Source organism: Brevibacterium sp. MGP-B1 (genome assembly GCF_057766545.1).
This window is the reverse complement of record NZ_CM173407.1, coordinates 3,721,932-3,738,391: the sequence shown is the minus strand read 5'-3', so window position 1 is coordinate 3,738,391 and position 16,460 is coordinate 3,721,932. Positions and strand designations below refer to the sequence as shown.

Sequence of the window (16,460 nt, the reverse complement as noted above, 5' to 3'; positions counted from 1 at the left end):
CCGAGACGAACAGAAGACACCCGGGGCCTCCCCGACCCCAACCACCGCAATCACCCTTGCCAAGCGACGCACATACTCCACACATTCTTCGGGGAGTCGGCCCTGTTAGCCTGGCAGGCTGAAACCGATGAGCAGGAGTGAATGTGCGAACGAACCGGTGGCTGCTGGGCCTGGCCATGTCCGTCTCCGTGGTGGCGCTGGCCGCCTGCGGAAGTCAGGGCGACGAAGCGAAGCCGAAGGAGTCCTCTGCCGCGGCCGAACAGTCCCCCGGTGCCGACTCCGCTCAGGATCAACAAGGCCAGCAGGGCAAACCGAACACGAAGGACATTCCGAAGGTCGTCGCCGAGGTCAACGGCGAGAAGATCCTCAAGGGCGACTTCGTTCCCCTCTTCGAAACCCAGTATCAGCAGATGCAGATGCAGGCTCAGCAATCCGGCCAGCCGGTCGATGAGAAGAGCCTGAAGAAGCAGACTGTCGAGAACCTTGTGAGCACCGAAGTGCTCGTCCAGGAAGCCGACAAGCGCAAGATCGACGTCTCCGACAAGGACATCGACAAGGGGCTCAAGGAATCCGCGAAATCGGGACAGATGAGCGAGAAGGACTTCCTCAAGGCCATGAAGGACCAGGGCATGGATGAGGAGAACGTCCGCTCGGAACTGAAGAACCAGCTGAAGATCGAGGGCCTCATCGAGGACGAATACGGTGAGTTCGAGGTCAGCGGCGAAGAGATCGGACAGGCCTACGAACAGGCGAAGTCCCAGCAGGAGCAGATGGCGCAGCAGGGCGGCCAGGGCCAGCAGGAGATGCCGCCGATCGAGGACATGCGCCCCCAGCTCAAGGAACAGGTGAAGAACCAGAAGTCTCAGGAAGCAACGCAGAAGTACGCGAAGAAGCTGCGTAAGCAGGCTGACGTCACGATCCACCTCTGAGCCCCGAGGCCACGGACGACATCCCACTTGGCAAGAAATTGCCGCCTTTTCTCAAGAAAATGCTGAGTGTTCCTCGCATTTCTCTTGTGTGGAACTTACTCTGAGGTGGACTCTCCGGTCGGTCACCTGACCGCCCGCCGCACCTGCCGTCCGCTGACCGGTGTCGACGGTGACACGAGTTCCACTGCAGAAAAGGACTTCCCGTGGCTTCCATTCTCACGCGCTCGGCGATCGTCGCGCCGAAGAACTTCAACCGGTGGCTGATCCCACCGGCCGCTCTGGCCATCCACCTATGCATCGGCCAGGTCTACGCATTCAGCGTCTTCAAGATCCCATTCATGTCCCACTTCGACGCCGGTGAGGTCTCGATCGGCTGGATCTTCTCGATCGCGATCCTCATGCTCGGCATCTCCTCGGCCGTCTTCGGCCCCTGGGTGGAGAAGAACGGTCCCCGCGCCTCGATGGTCGCCGCCGGAACCTGCTGGGTCGTCGGCTTCTTCATCGCCTCGCTCGGCATCATGACCGGGCAGCTGTGGCTGGTCTACCTCGGCTACGGAGTCATCGGCGGAATCGGTCTGGGCATCGGCTACATCTCCCCGGTCTCGACACTGATGAAATGGTTCCCGGATCGTCCGGGCCTGGCCACGGGACTGGCCATCATGGGCTTCGGCGGCGGTGCCCTCATCGCCAGCCCGATGTCGAACCAGCTCATGGCCCTCTTCGGCGGCGGCTCCGACCCGGAACACCTCGTCGCCGGTCTGACGCCGACCTTCGTCACCCTCGGCATCGTCTATGCCGTCGTCATCGCCGCCGGCGCCTTCGTCATCCGCGTCCCCCACCCCGAATGGACCCCGAAGGGCTTCGACCCCTCGAAAGTCGAAGCGAAGCCGATGCAGACGAAGGGCAATGTCTCGGTCCGCAATGCCATCCGCACCCCGCAGTTCTGGCTGCTGTGGGTCGTCCTGTTCCTCAACGTCACCGCGGGCATCGGCATTCTCGAGAACGCCGCCCCGATGATCCAGTCCTACTTCGGCATCACCGCCGCAGCAGCAGCTGGCTTCGTCGGTCTGCTCTCGATCGGCAATATGGGCGGCCGATTCATCTGGTCGACGACCTCGGACTACCTGGGCCGAAAGAACAACTACATGATGTACCTCGGCGTCGGAGCGATCCTCTACCTCGTCGTCGCCCTGTTCGGAGGCGGCTCGATCTTCCTCTTCGTGCTGGCCACCCTCATCATCATCTCCTTCTACGGCGGCGGCTTCGCCACGATCCCCGCCTACCTCAAGGACCTCTTCGGCGTCTACCAGGTCGGAGCCATCCATGGCGCCCTGCTCACCGCCTGGTCGGCGGCCGGTGTGGCCGGTCCGCTCATCGTCAACTCCGTCGTCGAGGCCGGCGAGGCGGCAGGCAAGGAAGGCCCCGAGCTCTACACTCCGGGAATGTTCATCATGGTCGGTGCACTGGTCATCGGCTTCATCGCCAATGTGCTCGTCCGCCCGGTCAGCGAAAAATACTTCGAACGCGAAGAGGACGTCGCCGCCAAGCAGGCCGCCGCCCTCGAAGAGAACTGAAGGAAGGGTCAGATCATGAACGATTCCACCCCCGTCGCCCACGTCCCCGACTCCGGATCGCCGCAGTCCCCCGTCGGCGGCGCCTACAAGGCCGTCGGCTCCGTCCTCACCGTCGTCGTGGTCGGCGGCCTCCTCTGGGGCCTGTCCCTGACCGTGGTCAAGGCCGTCGCGATCTTCACCGGCTGACTCTCGCCGAGGCGGCCCCCACACAGCCGCCCACCCCCGTCCTCGACGCGGGCCCCCTTCCGATCCCCGGCAGAACCGACCATGGTTCTGCCGGGGATCGGCCATTTCCGGTCATGGTCCGACCAGCCGTGGCCAGACCTGTTGTGAACCCCCGGCTGACCCTCCCCCACAGCGAAGAATCTTCGCCGGACCCTTGCCACCCATTGACTTAAGCGCTTAACTTTCATCATGGATCTCGCTCATGAACTCCACGACCTGGTCCGCACACTCGATCGGTGGGCGGAGCAGATGCTGCGCCCCGAGGGACTGACCTACAACCAGTACGCCGCCCTCGTCATCCTCGGCCGCACCCCGGAATCACCGGCCGCACGCTCTCGAAATCGCTCGGGGTCACCGAGGCTGCCGGGTCCGGAATCGTCAAAGTCCTGCTGACCGATGGCCTCATCACCAACGATGCGGCACCGGGATCCGGCAATCGCCGGCAACTACGCCTCACCTCGGCGGGGGAAGACAAGAGCGGACACTGTGCACGCCCACTCGGACACTCCCTCGACGACAACGCCCGAGCGATCGGCATCGACCCGAGCTCTCTGGCCACCACGATCCGCGACCTCCACGACGAGGTCCGCACCATCCGCTCCGAGACCCCGAAGAACCACTCATGACTCTCATCCTCGTTGCACTCGCGGCCGTCTGCGGACTGGCCCGCCTCGCCCTCTTCGTCGCACTCCACCTCGTCAGGAGCGAGTACTCGATCGTCAGCCATGTCGTCAGCGACTATGCGGTCGGCTCCACCCGGCGCCTGAGCAGCGCGATGACCTGGGTGACGGTGCCGTTCTGGGGACTGATCGCCGCGGCTGTCGCTCTCGGTCTGCCTGACTGGGAGGATTCGACGTTCGTCAGCATCGCACTCGCGGTCCTCGTTCTCATCTTCCTCGCTTTGCCCTTCGTCCCCACCGATCTCGAAGGTGAGAAGCTGACGACGGTCGGGCGGCTGCACTACCTATGGCCATCGCCTGGTTCGCCCTCAGCTACGCCTGCATGGGCAACTTCGTCCGTCTGTTCACCGCCGAGGGGCCCGCACCTCTGGCGCAGATTCTCCAGGTGATCTCGTGGTTCGCGCTCGTGTCCCTCATCGTCAGCGTCGTCGTGCTCATCATCAAGTCCCTGCGCCCGAAGGTCTTCGGCATCGCCGAACGCATCTTCATCCTCTCCGTCAACCTCTTCTACATCGGTGCCGCCATCGTCATCGCCGCCTGATCGCCCCACCTACCGAGGCGCGAACCTCCCGTCTCCGGCACCGGCTTCCGATCGCGCACTCATGCACTATGCAGCCGACCATCGGCCAGATGAACGATTCTTTCGCAACTTGCAGCTACTAGTTCGCTGTGTGTCGCAACGATGAGACTCGTGCCCATGCTCTTCACGGTGTCGAAGACATCGAGGATGAGCTCCTCGGTTTCAGCGTCCAAGGCGCCGGTCGGTTCGTCAGCGAGCAGTACGCGAGGCTGTTTTGCCAGGGCACGCGCGATCGCAACCCTCTGCGACTCTCCGCCGGAGAGCCTGTTCACCCGCTTGCTCGCCAATGCGCTGATGCCAACACGTTCGAGGCACTCCCGAGACCGCGCCTTTGAACCTCGACGATCTGGGCATCCGAACATCACATTGCGCAGTACAGTCCGGTCCTGAAGGAGGTCGAAGTGCTGAGTGATGAACCCAATCGACCTCCATCTCAGTCGAGCCAGATTCACAGCATCGCGACCGAGCACTTCCCCATCGAAGAAATACGATCCCGAATAGTGAGGATCGAGACCTGCAATGATCCGGAGCAGAGATGTCTTCCCGGATCCGCTTCTGCCCATTATCGCAACAGAAGTCGGAGCATCACCCAGCCGGAACTCGAGGTCGTCAAAGAGTTCCCGCTTCTCTCCGTTGGCCTCCGTGATGTTCTTGTAGATAGATGTCAGCTCAATAGTCATGTTCTTTCCCGCCTGAATAGTCTGTGCGTGATCCAGTGTTTACGCAGTACCGTTTGGAGAGTAATGTCGCCGACCAGCACAGCAGAAGCTGTCAGGGTTACCGCGATCAGCCCGGATCTGCTGCCCTGAGGCACTTGGCCAGCCAAGAGAGCCAGGGCGAGAACCAAGACAACGTACTCGAAGACGGTGGCGAACACGGTTCTGGCACCTGTGATACGCGGGCTGACGCCCAGAATGAACTCGATCTCTTGCTGTTTCCATCGCCGACGTGCGAGATGAACACTGATCACACCGTTCGACACTGCTACACAGACTCCGAGCAGAATTCCCACCCCGATCAAGAGTCCGGCATTGTCCTGGATGAGCTGCCTGGTCAGCTGAAATTGCACTAAGTAGGTCGGCACGTTGAGAACGGTGTAGGCATCGAAACCGCTTTGTGACGCAATTGCTCCCAGCTTCTGCAACACGGACTCTGCTTCGGTCTTCTGGCTGACGGCAAGATCTCCAGAGATCATTGCGAACGACAGAATTCCGTAGAACCCCTGGCTTTCGTCAGAGACCGGTTTGAGAATCGGAGGGTATGGAACAACCACAGCGTCATCGAGGAAGGTGTTCAGTTCACCTTGGTAGTATATCGTCGAATCAGGGGAGAGGAACCCACCGACGACGAGTGTGAAGTCCTCGAAGTAGTACTGCACGTCGATGTTGTCCCCGACGTCGTAGATCGACGAGTAGTCGGCCCCCAAGAGGACCGGGATCGTCCGCGAGTCATAATCGACTTCTGCCCATTTGATTCCGGGGCCGCTGCTGACTTTCAGCGAGTTGAAATCGAACGCGTTCTCGTTCATCTGGAACGACCTGACGTCCGTGAGTCGCTGATCGGACTCCTCGTCGTAGTACTCTTCTGTCGGTGCCTCGCCAGTACTCGAGTCGCGAAGACCCTGCCCGCTGGGAAAGTCCACTATAGAAAGTGGTTGGTCGAATACCGACAGGAACCGCATATCGGTTTCGACGTTGAGCGTGTTGTAGAACCGGCCAACGGCATCAAGAGACTTCCCTGATTCGCGGAACGATGAGAATTCTTCAGGGTCCACCAAAGTGTCGGTGATCGCATACATATCAACCTCCGATTCGCCGGAGAAACTGCGCGATATCTCTTCTTTGCTGACCTGGGCGAATGCAGCAATCTGAGAGATCAACACTAGCAAGAGACCGAGGATGCAGATCTTCATCAGCATGAACGGCCAGTTCCGACTCAGGTCTCGGACTATCTCCATGACTTCACCCGCACCAGATCAAGAGTCAGCGAGACCAACATCGTCACTGCTGCGACGGCAACGGGAAGCACTGACGATGGCTCCACCATCGCAGGTAGTTCAGCGAACCGTTGTCGACCGATGAGGAAGCTGAGCACGACGGCACCAGTCGCGACAGCCAAGACGCTGGCAAGACTGATAGCCAGTTGCTCAGCGGTCCTGCGTCCGAGCAGATGCGCCACGTAGATCCTCCGCCTACTGAACGTCGCAGCGAGCAACCCTGTGAACATCGCGCAGACGACGATAACGACGTGAACCACCGTCCCGACCACCGGGGACACAAGATCGACGCTGGCTCGTCGGTTGACACTGGAGTCGGACCTCCTCACCCGCTCCGATGGGAGCGCAAGCGCCTGCTCTTCTATCGCAGGGCCATCGACGATGAGTTCGCGGTTGCTGCCCGAGGTCTCGATCAGGTCGCTATCGACGATGATGACATCGTTCTCGACAAGGCTGCGTGCCTGTCTGCCCAGAAGCCCGATGACTTCGTAATCCTCACCGTCGAATGAGTAGACCTCCTTCGTTCCCTCGTTTCGGATGGGCACTTGGGAACCGACAAGGGCAATATGGTGGTCTGTTCGCCGAAGTTGACGCCCCTCGTGGACAGGAAGTCTGAGGTCGTCAAGACGCGTACTTTCAACGGCCCTCACGAGGCCGGTGTCGTCCAGTTCTCGGTACATTGCATATGGGCCCAACGATTCGTCGAGATAACCGCGGATCTCATCGGCCGAGCCCGAGAAGGCAACTTTGTGCTGTGAGAACAGGTGGTTGCCCTCTCGGGTGATATCGGCCTGACGAGCATCGTAGACCCGGGCCCCGATGAGAGCAGAGTTCATCACTGCGAACATCACAGCGATCACGAAGAGTTGGTGCAGTCTCATGATCAAACCCCCATCCGTTCAAGCGATCCATCTGTCCTCACTTCCACGGGGACCGGAGTCTTCACGCAGATCATCTGCCGTAGTAGGTCTTCGCTTTTCCGTACCCGCTGCTCTTCTTATTGGGATTGAACGGCACCCACTTGGTTGTTGCCTCGGTACCGTTCTTGCCCCATTTTCTTCCCGAACTCGCGATGACGCCGCTGTTGGGCCAGTAGTGTTCGAGTCGTGCAGTCGTGTAGTGTTTCACGCCTTTCCAGGTTGTCCAACCGTGTGAACGCTTGTTCGTAGTTCCTTTGATAGTCTTCGACTCAGCCTTACCAGTGTGCTTCGCTTTTGCCGCGTGAGTGGTGATCGGGCGCTCAGGGTTCACTGGCGCAGTCGAGATTCCTTTGCCTTCTTCCCATCCTCCGAGGTAGCTGGACTCGGCCTCACTGGCCGAAACTCCACTCGAGGCGAAGACCGTCAATGCCGCTGTCAGAGCAGCCCCGGTCACGAATCTGTTGAAGGATCGCACAATTCCTACTTCCTTGAGAGTTCTGACAGACAGGTGCTCCGACGAAACGATAAAGAAGCACCTCCCAGCGGTATGGAACACGCTGCCGTCCAAAGACTAGCCAGGCGCCGCTCAACCGACTTCATCTGAATAGATGAGATTCTCGGCTCGACAATCGATCTGAGATGACGTGTCGAAGCCTTCGCCCGATGCGCACCTGTATCTCGTCCCCAGAAGTCGAAGCTTCGCTCCAGGTGCGCCACAGCCTGGCCACAGCCTCCGGGTACTGAATAGGAGTCAACAGGCACTCCCACTCAGCAGAGAAAGGCACAGACCATGAACGAGTCGAGGCGCACGAGGTCGGCACACGCACGGACCGGCGCTGGACACAGCGGTGAGAACGCATTCGGCACCGAGACGACGGCGGCAGCCGTCACCCGATCCCGCCCACGCAGGCGTCGACTCGCACTGGTTGTCACCGGAGCGGCGGCTGCCCTGGCGTTGAGCATCGGAACGGCTGCGGGTCTGCCCGCGGCCGCGGCAACACACGTCGGCACGGTCGCGGCCGGAACGGCCATCCCCTTCACGGGACAGCCGACCAGCCCCAGCCAGGGCGGCAGCGGACAGGGCGGATACTCCGGCGGGACCACTCCTGGTGGCAGCGGCTCCACCCCTGGAGGCAGCGGCAGCTATGGCGGCGGCACTCAATCTCCGGGCACCAGCCAAGGCGGCGACGGCTCGAGCCAGCAGGACGCCACCCCGGCGAGTGCGAAGGAGTCCACCGGAGTCGTGCTCATCGACACCCAGCTCGGCTATGAGAACGCCGAGGCGGCCGGCACCGGCATGGTGCTGAGCAAGGACGGTCTGGTGCTGACGAACAACCACGTCATCGCCGATTCCACGAAGATCGCCGTCACCGTGGCCACGACCGGCAAGACCTATGAGGCCAGCGTCGTCGGTTCGGATTCGACGAAGGACGTCGCCGTGCTCAAGCTCAAGGGCGCCAGCAATCTGACACCGGCGACGATCGACAACGACTCCGTCTCGGTCGGCGACGACGTCACCGCAGTCGGCAATTCCGAGGGCGGCGGACAGTTGCAGGCCGCCGACGGAGCGGTCACCGACCTCGGCGCTTCGGTCACCACGACCGCACAGGGCACCGAGGACGCTGAGACGCTCGACGGCATGATTCAGGTCCAGGCCGATATCGTCTCCGGCGACTCAGGCGGGGCGCTGCTCGATGACCAGGGCGAAGTCGTGGGCATGAACACAGCAGCCTCGTCTGGCAGCGCCATCGTCACCGGCTACGCCGTCCCCATCGAATCGGCGCTGTCGACGGCCGAATCGATCATCGCCGGTGAGCAGACAAGCACGAACACGCTCGGCTATCCGGCCTTCCTCGGCATCGGCGTCGGCCAGTCCGGTCAACAGGGTCAGTCGGGCCAGCAGGACCAGTCGGGCGGACAGAGCCAGTCCGGCAACGGCGGCGCGAGCGACCAGTACGGACAGTCCGGTGCCTCGTCGCAGACCGACGGTGCGACCGTCGCCGGAGTCTACGAAGACACTCCCGCCGCACAGGCGGGGCTCACCGCCGGGGACACGATCACCGCGATCGACTCGACGCCGATCACCGACGGCACCAGCCTCTCGAACGCGATCTCCGAGCACAAGCCCGGCGACACCGTGTCCCTGACCTGGACGGATACCAGCGGTCAGTCCCACACCGCGAAGGTGACCCTGACCGAGGGACCGGCCGCCTGAGTTCGGTTCCGAGCCATTCCGGTCCCCGCCTGCACTCGCTGCAGACGGGGGCCTGGCCACGATCCGGGGATTGCCGTCGCGCCCATGCCCCGACGTAGGATCGATCCATGCCCGGATATGACGACCCCTCAGCACCGAAGCGGAGATCCCGCTCCGAGCGTTCGCATGCCCGCGAATCCGACGACTTCCGCACCGGCGCAGCACCCGATGGCGAGGCACGCCCACGGCGGTCCCGTCTCGACTGGCCGACGATTCTGCGCAATATCGCCCTCGCCCTGGTGCTGCTGGCCGGAGTGTGGGCGGTCTTCAATGTCCGCCTGCCTTCCATCGACGTCATCCAAGACGATATCGCCGCCGCCGGTTTCTGGGGCTTCGCGGTCTTCATCCTCGTCTACCTGGTCGTCGCCGCCACCCCCATCCCGGTGACGATCATGGCCGTGGCCGGCGGCCTGATCTTCGGACTGTCCTTCGGCACGCTGCTGTCGATGATCGGCGTCGTGGCTGGCTGCTGGGGCGGATACTGGATCGCCCGGGGGCTCGGCCGCGACACCGTGATGCGACTGCTCGGATCACACGCCGAATCGGTTGAGTCCCGACTCACCGGCGGTGGCTTCTATGCGGTGTGCGCTCTGCGCCTCATGCCCGGATTCCCCTACTGGCCGGTGAACTACGGCAGCGGGGCATTGGGTATCGACAACCGCACGTTCCTCATCGCCACCACCGTCTCGGCCCTGCCCGGCCAGCTCTCACTCGTGGCCGTCGGCGCATTCATCGGCAATCCGACCGTCCTCAACGGAATCGCCGTGGCCATCTCCTGGGCCCTGGTCATCGTGCTCACGATCTTCACGGTGCGTCGCTGGAAACGCACTCGTGACCCCGAGGCCGGTTCCGGGTCCGACGCCCCAGATGCTCAGCAGTCCGCTGAAAGTGACTGATGAGCATGGGACAATATCTGTCGTGCCTCCGCGACCTTCCACGTCCCTGCTGACGAAGCCTTCAGACAGAGCTCTAACGCCCCTTCACGCCTGGAAATGGCTGCGTGGCCCTCGCTTCGTCGATCTACCTATTCGTGCAACCACGTTGGTTATCGGGCTTGCTGGCTTCCTGCCGAGTGCGCACGACTCAGGTGATACGACCTATGGCGTCTTTATGACGCTCGCCGCTCTGTTCGTCATTCTTTCCCCCTATGCACCACGGCTGATCGTCATTCTCTCGATTGTGCTCGGCTGCACGGTCACGTGGTTCTACCCCGCACTGCCCTCGTCATTCCCCGATGCTGGAATCTTCGCGACCGCGATCCTGGCCAGCCATTTCGCATGGGCAGCCTATGGACTCGGATGCCTGGGCCTGTTCGCACATCTGGGCCTGGCAACGTGGCTGCGCGCATTCGACGGTGGGCTCGACGGCTTGGTCGAGACGACTTTCGGCCTGTTGGTCGCAAGCATCCTCGGGCTGAGTGCAGGCGTCGTCGAACAGCGCATCAGAGCTGAAATCTCACACCGCGTCGCCGTTTCGCGCGAGCACGACAGAAGTCTCGCAAAGCTCCGCTTGAAGTTCTCCCTCGACACCCACGACGCCGTCTCCCATGGCCTGTCGACAGAGTCCTCGATCATCAAAATGCTCTCACGCGAACAGACCACCGAGGCAGTGGACCGCAAACTCGCCGAACTGACCTTGGTGAATTCCACGGCACAGAAACGGTTGCGTACGCTGCTCTCCAGTTTGGACGCTGAGAGTCCCGACAAGAAGGATGTTGATCTCGACTTCGAAATCCGCACCCTGGGGTCGGCGATCAGGGCGGCCAGCTCAGCTGGGGGCATGTACCTTTCGGTAACGTCTCGTGATCTGCCCCGCTCGGCGCAGCATGCCTTAATGGACCATGCACGTTCCCTCATCATGGAACTCGCCACAAACATCATCCGCTACACAACGCTGCCCGATACTCCTGTGATCGCTGTGTCGCTGGTGGGGCGCCAACCGGGTTCAGCTCAACTCTGCTTTGAGTCCTACAACCGCTCCCAAGTGGCGCTCCCTGCTCCTCCTCGTTCTTTGAGCCGTCGGGCACAGTCTCTCAATGGTGATTGTCAGACCTTTTACAAGAATGACGGCACCCTGCAGATAGTCGTAAAGATTCCGGTCAAACTCACCCATTCGGATGAGAAGACACAGGTGGCAGAGCATGTTTCATTGAGAGATGAAGAGAATCATCTGCGCTGGCCTGAGCATCATGCTCATTACCACGACGATGCCCACACAATGGAACCCGGACGAGTCGGGGAGCAGGACCGGTGAGACTGTTCTTGTTATCAGCACTGAAAGCTTCGCTCCAGCCGCGGCACCGGTCAAACGTCCGCAGAATTGCTGGAGATGGAAATTCACAAACATAGTGAAATACCGGAAGCATTGTCGATGACTACACTCGACGACAACGACGCCAGGCCTCGCGTCCTCATCGTCGACGATGACTCGTGGACTGCCCGTGCTGTAGCGGCTGCCCTTGAGGATTCAGACGAATTCCAAGTACTCCCGCACGCGCATTCCGGCGAAGAGGCGGTTTCAGCGTACGCTATCCATCGTCCCGATATCGTCCTGATGGACGTCAATATGCCTCCAGGGATGAGCGGGGCGGACGCCACCTCGGCGATCATCGAAACAGATCCGGAAGCTGCCGTCATCCTTCTCACTACGGTGTCTCCGGGCCCTGGAATCTCCCGCGCTTTGGAAGCCGGAGCAATCGCCGTAGTGCAGAAGACGGCGACGGATGACGAACTCGTTGCCGTGGTTCGCGCCGCAACCACCGGCGAATCGCCCGCGCTGCTGCGGAACTTGGCCGAGGACATCATCATCAGCGGCGACATCCTCCCCGACGCACCCGCTGTCGCACCGTGCCTCACGCCTGCCGAAATGGCTTTGCTGCAACAGCTCTGTCGCGGATTGGATTATGCAGAGATCGCTTCAGAGCAACACGTCTCCATCAACACGTTGAAGTCACACGCCCAGAATCTTCGCGCCAAGCTGGATGCGACGAACCTCGCTCAGCTAATCGTCAGAGCCCTCCAATACAAGTTCTTCTCGCCTGAATAGACTTGCCTGAGTTGCCTACTCGTTTGCCAGATCAACAACACGATTTCATACGTGCTGGCGCTTTTGTCCTCGTGATTCGGCAAGCATCGGAGTCCTGCGCATGCCCGGATACTCACTGATTCGGGTGTGGTGGTCCCGCCTGGGACGACGAGGAGCCATCGCCTCCGTCACCGCGCTGATCTTGACCGTGTTTGTCCTGCTTGGGATTCCTGGCATGGGCTCGGCAATCTTCATCCGCATCCTGCTCTCACCGGTGGTTTGGATTGCGGGTCTCACGCTGCTCATGTCGCTTCTCAGCATCATCGTCATCAGCAGGGTGCGTGTCAGCGACTTAGTGAAGAGGCGATTCGCCTGAGCCGGGTAAGGTCAGGCACGAGCCTCACTCGAAGTTCGGCTTGCGGCGCTCCTGGAACGCGCGGAACCCTTCGGCATAGTCCGGGGTCTGCCGCGCCGATTCCTGCAGGGCCGCCTCTTGGGCGAGCACCTCGGCGAGGTTCGGGCGCTCGTCGGCGAGCTTCTGCACGAAGCCTTTCTCCATCGCGAAGGCCTCGGCTGGTCCGGTGACGATCTTCTCCAGCTTCGATTCGACGAAGTCGGTCAGCTCCGTGGCGGGGACCGCGCGGGAGACGATCCCGGTGGCGGCTGCCTCGGCGCCGGTCATGAAATCACCGGTGACGATGAGGTCCATCGTCCGGTGATAGCCGACCCGGTCGAGGAACACGTAGTGGGCGCCGGAATCGAGCATCGCACCGATCGCGGCGAACGGGGACCCGAACTTCGCATCATCGGCGGCAAAGATGATGTCTGCGGCCGCGGCGACCCCGTATCCCAGCCCGAGAGCCGCCCCCTGGACCTGCGCGATGACGGGAATCGGCAGCGCCCGGATCGCCTGGAAGACGGGGGCGAAGATCTCGGCGAGGAAGGCGTGGGCGTCATCCGTCTCGACGTCGACGTTCGCGATATCGCGACCGGAGCAGAAGACCTTGCCCTCTCCGCGGATGAGGAGCACGCGGACGTTCGGGACCGCCTCGGCGACCTTGGCCACGGCGGCCGCGATATCGCGGAGGTTGTCCGCGTCGAGGGCGTTGCGCGACTCGGGTCCGTCGAGGACGAGCTCGGCGATCGGGCCGCGGTTCTTCAGTTGGATCTCGGTCATGGATGCTCCTTTGCGTGTCCTTGCAGTGTCGGTGCCCGCGGTGACGGACGCGCTCGCGCCCGTCACCAGAGATGACAGGGGGTCACCATGTGTAGAAACCCTGTCCGGTCTTGCGGCCGAGTTCACCAGCGGCGACCTTGTCCTTGAGGATCTGCGGGGGTGTGAATCGCTCGCCGATCTCGGCTGCGAGGTGCTCGGCGATGCCGAGGCGCACATCGAGGCCGACGATGTCCGTCGTCTTCAGCGGCCCGGCCGGATGCCGGTAGCCCAGAGTCATGGCCCGGTCGATGTCCTCAGCGCTGGCGACGCCGTCTTCGACCATCCGCATCGCTTCCAAAGCGAGAGCCACGCCGAGGCGGGAGGAGGCGAATCCGGGCGAGTCCTTCACCGTGATCGCCGTCTTCCCCAGCCCCGTCACCCATCCCTTGGCGACGTCGACGAGCTTGGGATCGGTGTGGGTGCCGACGACGACCTCGACGAGTTCGGACACGGGCACCGGGTTGAAGAAGTGCAGGCCGATGAGCGCCTGCGGCCGCGGCAGGGCTGCGGCGAGCTCGTCGATCGACAGCGCCGAAGTGTTCGTGCCGATGCTCGCAGCAGGAGCGTGCTTCGCGATGCTCGCAAGCACTTCCTGCTTGAGTTCGACGATCTCGGGCACGGCTTCGACGACGAGGAGAGCCTCGTCGAGCAGGGTGGGGTCGCGGTCGACGACGACGGTTCCGGGCACGTCGATGCCTTTGGATCGTGACTTACTCGTCGACGCGTCGATGCGTTCCCGGGCTGCGGCCACGGTGTCGTCGGTGTTCTCGATGACGATGACGCGGGCACCGGCGGTGGCGAAGGCATGCGCGATTCCGGCCCCCATCCGACCTCCTCCATAGACGCCGACGACGTCGGGAACACGGGCGGTGGTGGCGGCCGCCTCGGTGGGGGTGTCTGTGGTGTCGCTCATGCGTTGTCGCCTTCTCCTCGGGTGCGCGAATCGCTCTGCTGGTCGATCGCTTCGGTGGTCACGGCCTCGGCGCGTGCGCGCTCGGCCGCTTCCTTTTCGGCTGCCTTCTTCGCCTTCTTGGCCTCGCGCTTGGACAGGAACGCATCCATGCGGGCGAACTTCTCCTCGGTTTCGAACAGCACGGCCTGGGCCACATTGTCGATGAGCGGATGCGCTTCACGCGGCGCGTGGAACGCCGATTTGCTCAGTCGCACGGCCAAGGGTGCGAAGCTCGCAATCCGGTCGGCCAGCGCCTGACCGGCGAGTTCGAGGTCCTCGGGGTCGACGACGTCGTTGAGCAGACCGATGGCCTTGGCCTCGTCGGCCTGCAGGGTGCGCCCGGCCAGGAGGATCTCCTTGGCACGGGGTTCGCCGACGAGTTCGCGCAGACGCCACGCGGCTCCGGCGGCGGCGAGGATGCCCAGACCGGTCTCAGGATTGCCGATCTTCGTCGACGGGGTGCCGATGCGGAAGTCCGCGGCGAAGGCGAGCTCGGCTCCGCCGCCGAGGGCGAATCCCTCGACGAGCGCGATGACCGGCATCGGCAGCTCCTGGATGCGGGAGAAGATCTTCGAGTTGATCCCGGCCAGGGCATCGTCGCGGCGACGATTGCGCAGCTGCGAGATATCGGCACCGGCGGCGAAGACTCCGGAGGTGCCGGTGAGGATCGCGACCTTCGGTTCGGCCTCGAGTTCGGCACACACCGCGTGGAGGGCATCGACCATCGACTGATCGATGGCGTTGCGGACCTCGGGCCGGTTGAGCCGGATGATCGTGCGGTCGGAATGGCGTTCGATGAGCAGCGGGGAGGCGGAATCGTTCACGCCGGCTGCGCCGTTCGTGTCCCCGCCGGTGCCGCCGGCGCTCACACGCGCTCCAACAGCAGCGCCGAACCCTGGCCGACGCCGACGCACATCGTCGCCAGTCCCTTCTTCGCCCCGGCCTGCTCCAGACGGTTGAGCAGGGTCAGGGTGATGCGGGTGCCCGAGCAGCCGAGCGGGTGGCCGAGCGCGATCGCTCCGCCGAATCCGTTGACGGTCTCCGGGTCGAGGCCGAGGTCGCCCATGCAGGCCAGCGACTGGGAGGCGAAGGCTTCGTTGAGTTCGACGGCTTCGAGTTCGCCGACCTTCCACCCGGTGCGCTCGAGCACCTTGCGGGTCGCGGGGACGGGGCCGATGCCCATGATCTCCGGGGAGACTCCAGCGTTGGCACCGGCGACGACGCGGGCGCGCGGGCTGAGCCCGTGCTTGTTCGCATAGTCCTCGGACACGAGCACGACGACGGCGGCTCCGTCGTTGAGCGAGGAGGAGTTTCCGGCGGTGATGACCCCGCCCTCCCCGTGGATGGGACGCAGCTTGCCGAGCTTCTCCAGCGTCGAATCGCGCGGGCCCTCATCGGCGGTGACTTCGCCGATGGGCAGGATCTCCGGATCGAAGCTGCCGGCCTTCTGCGCGGCCAGCGCCTTCTGATGGGACTGAAAGGCGAATTCGTCGAGGGCTTCGCGAGATAGCTGCCACTTCTCGGCAACGCGTTCGGCCGTCTGCGGCATCGACAGAGTCGTGTCCTCACCGAAGGCGGGGTTCGTGAACCGCCAGCCGATGGAGGTATCCCAGGTCCGTCCCGGCTTCGACCACGCACGCGAGGGCTTCTCGCTCACCCACGGGGCTCGAGTCATCGATTCGACTCCACCGGCCACGACCACATCGGCATCTCCCGCGGCGATCATCGCCCGCGCCGTCGTGATCGCGGTCATCCCCGAGGCGCACAGACGGTTGACGGTGAACCCGGGCACGGACTCGGGCAGTCCGGTCAGGAGCACGGCCATACGTGCGATGTTCCGGTTGTCCTCACCGGCCTGGTTCGCCGAGCCGAGGATGACCTCGTCGATATCGGTCGGGTCGATGCCCGCCCGCTCGACGACGGTCTTCATCGTGGTTGCCACGAGGTCGTCGGGCCGCTGGTCGGCCAGTGCACCCCCGTAGCGTCCGATGGGGGTGCGCAGTCCGTCCAGAATGAATGCCTCGGGCATGGGTCTCCTCGGTGATGTGGTGTGGGCTCACGCCCGCGTGGATGGAGCGGAGTCCCGGCCAGTGTACGGTTCGTCGGTGAC

18 protein-coding genes are annotated in these 16,460 nt (G+C 62.9%); 10 read left to right on the top strand and 8 right to left on the bottom strand.

Going from position 1 to position 16,460, the window contains the following annotated elements; all coding sequences use genetic code 11:
- The first annotated feature begins 137 nt into the window (after positions 1–137).
- From AC3CD9_RS17035 to AC3CD9_RS17010, 6 genes are all read left to right on the top strand, one after another.
- Entirely contained in the window at positions 138–929 is a 792-nt protein-coding gene (locus AC3CD9_RS17035) for a SurA N-terminal domain-containing protein (RefSeq protein WP_488365172.1), read from the top strand.
- A gap of 203 nt (positions 930–1,132) precedes the next feature.
- Complete coding sequence (locus tag AC3CD9_RS17030) at positions 1,133–2,503, top strand: L-lactate MFS transporter (protein WP_259358146.1); 1,371 nt, start codon at positions 1,133–1,135, stop codon at positions 2,501–2,503.
- Positions 2,504–2,518: 15 nt separating this feature from the next.
- Positions 2,519–2,689: a hypothetical protein gene (locus AC3CD9_RS17025; protein WP_172172908.1), complete on the top strand. Its 171-nt coding sequence runs from the start codon at positions 2,519–2,521 to the stop codon at positions 2,687–2,689.
- A gap of 275 nt (positions 2,690–2,964) precedes the next feature.
- Complete coding sequence (locus tag AC3CD9_RS17020; RefSeq protein WP_488365170.1) at positions 2,965–3,354, top strand: MarR family winged helix-turn-helix transcriptional regulator; 390 nt, start codon at positions 2,965–2,967, stop codon at positions 3,352–3,354.
- Positions 3,351–3,797, top strand: a complete 447-nt coding sequence (locus AC3CD9_RS17015; RefSeq protein ID WP_488365169.1) for a hypothetical protein — start codon at positions 3,351–3,353, stop codon at positions 3,795–3,797. Before AC3CD9_RS17020 ends, AC3CD9_RS17015 begins: the two co-directional genes overlap by 4 nt.
- Positions 3,794–3,949 (top strand): hypothetical protein, encoded by a 156-nt coding sequence (locus AC3CD9_RS17010; protein ID WP_488365168.1) that lies wholly within the window; start codon positions 3,794–3,796, stop codon positions 3,947–3,949. Before AC3CD9_RS17015 ends, AC3CD9_RS17010 begins: the two co-directional genes overlap by 4 nt.
- Positions 3,950–4,008: 59 nt before the next feature.
- On the opposite strand, the gene AC3CD9_RS17005 is transcribed toward AC3CD9_RS17010, so the two are convergent.
- The 4 genes from AC3CD9_RS17005 to AC3CD9_RS16990 all read right to left on the bottom strand — a co-directional run bounded on the left by AC3CD9_RS17005 (position 4,009) and on the right by AC3CD9_RS16990 (position 7,460).
- Positions 4,009–4,668, bottom strand: coding sequence for an ABC transporter ATP-binding protein (locus tag AC3CD9_RS17005; RefSeq protein ID WP_488365167.1), 660 nt, complete (start codon positions 4,666–4,668; stop codon positions 4,009–4,011).
- Positions 4,665–5,945: a hypothetical protein gene (locus AC3CD9_RS17000; RefSeq protein ID WP_488365166.1), complete on the bottom strand. Its 1,281-nt coding sequence runs from the start codon at positions 5,943–5,945 to the stop codon at positions 4,665–4,667. Before AC3CD9_RS17000 ends, AC3CD9_RS17005 begins: the two co-directional genes overlap by 4 nt.
- The gene (locus AC3CD9_RS16995) at positions 5,936–6,865 is read right to left on the bottom strand and encodes a hypothetical protein (RefSeq protein ID WP_488365165.1); all 930 of its coding nucleotides are present in this window, start codon (positions 6,863–6,865) and stop codon (positions 5,936–5,938) included. The genes AC3CD9_RS17000 and AC3CD9_RS16995 overlap by 10 nt, the downstream gene beginning before the upstream one ends.
- A 70-nt stretch (positions 6,866–6,935) precedes the next feature.
- Positions 6,936–7,460, bottom strand: a complete 525-nt coding sequence (locus AC3CD9_RS16990; protein ID WP_488365164.1) for a hypothetical protein — start codon at positions 7,458–7,460, stop codon at positions 6,936–6,938.
- A 234-nt stretch (positions 7,461–7,694) separates the two neighbouring features.
- On the opposite strand from AC3CD9_RS16990, the gene AC3CD9_RS16985 reads away from it, so the two are divergent.
- From AC3CD9_RS16985 to AC3CD9_RS16970, 4 genes are all read left to right on the top strand, one after another.
- Complete coding sequence (locus AC3CD9_RS16985; RefSeq protein WP_488365163.1) at positions 7,695–9,119, top strand: S1C family serine protease; 1,425 nt, start codon at positions 7,695–7,697, stop codon at positions 9,117–9,119.
- Positions 9,120–9,226: 107 nt separating this feature from the next.
- Positions 9,227–10,054 (top strand): TVP38/TMEM64 family protein, encoded by an 828-nt coding sequence (locus AC3CD9_RS16980; RefSeq protein WP_488365162.1) that lies wholly within the window; start codon positions 9,227–9,229, stop codon positions 10,052–10,054.
- Positions 10,055–10,268: 214 nt separating this feature from the next.
- Positions 10,269–11,411, top strand: a complete 1,143-nt coding sequence (locus AC3CD9_RS16975) for a sensor histidine kinase (RefSeq protein ID WP_488365160.1) — start codon at positions 10,269–10,271, stop codon at positions 11,409–11,411.
- Between the two features lie 75 nt (positions 11,412–11,486).
- Positions 11,487–12,203: a response regulator transcription factor gene (locus AC3CD9_RS16970; RefSeq protein ID WP_488365159.1), complete on the top strand. Its 717-nt coding sequence runs from the start codon at positions 11,487–11,489 to the stop codon at positions 12,201–12,203.
- Positions 12,204–12,582: 379 nt separating this feature from the next.
- On the opposite strand, the gene AC3CD9_RS16965 is transcribed toward AC3CD9_RS16970, so the two are convergent.
- The 4 genes from AC3CD9_RS16965 to AC3CD9_RS16950 all read right to left on the bottom strand — a co-directional run bounded on the left by AC3CD9_RS16965 (position 12,583) and on the right by AC3CD9_RS16950 (position 16,379).
- Entirely contained in the window at positions 12,583–13,359 is a 777-nt protein-coding gene (locus AC3CD9_RS16965) for an enoyl-CoA hydratase/isomerase family protein (RefSeq protein ID WP_488365157.1), read from the bottom strand.
- Positions 13,360–13,441: 82 nt separating this feature from the next.
- Positions 13,442–14,311: a 3-hydroxyacyl-CoA dehydrogenase family protein gene (locus AC3CD9_RS16960; RefSeq protein ID WP_488365156.1), complete on the bottom strand. Its 870-nt coding sequence runs from the start codon at positions 14,309–14,311 to the stop codon at positions 13,442–13,444.
- Entirely contained in the window at positions 14,308–15,219 is a 912-nt protein-coding gene (locus AC3CD9_RS16955) for an enoyl-CoA hydratase/isomerase family protein (protein ID WP_488365155.1), read from the bottom strand. Before AC3CD9_RS16955 ends, AC3CD9_RS16960 begins: the two co-directional genes overlap by 4 nt.
- Positions 15,216–16,379, bottom strand: a complete 1,164-nt coding sequence (locus AC3CD9_RS16950; RefSeq protein ID WP_488365154.1) for a thiolase family protein — start codon at positions 16,377–16,379, stop codon at positions 15,216–15,218. Before AC3CD9_RS16950 ends, AC3CD9_RS16955 begins: the two co-directional genes overlap by 4 nt.
- Positions 16,380–16,460 lie beyond the last annotated feature (81 nt).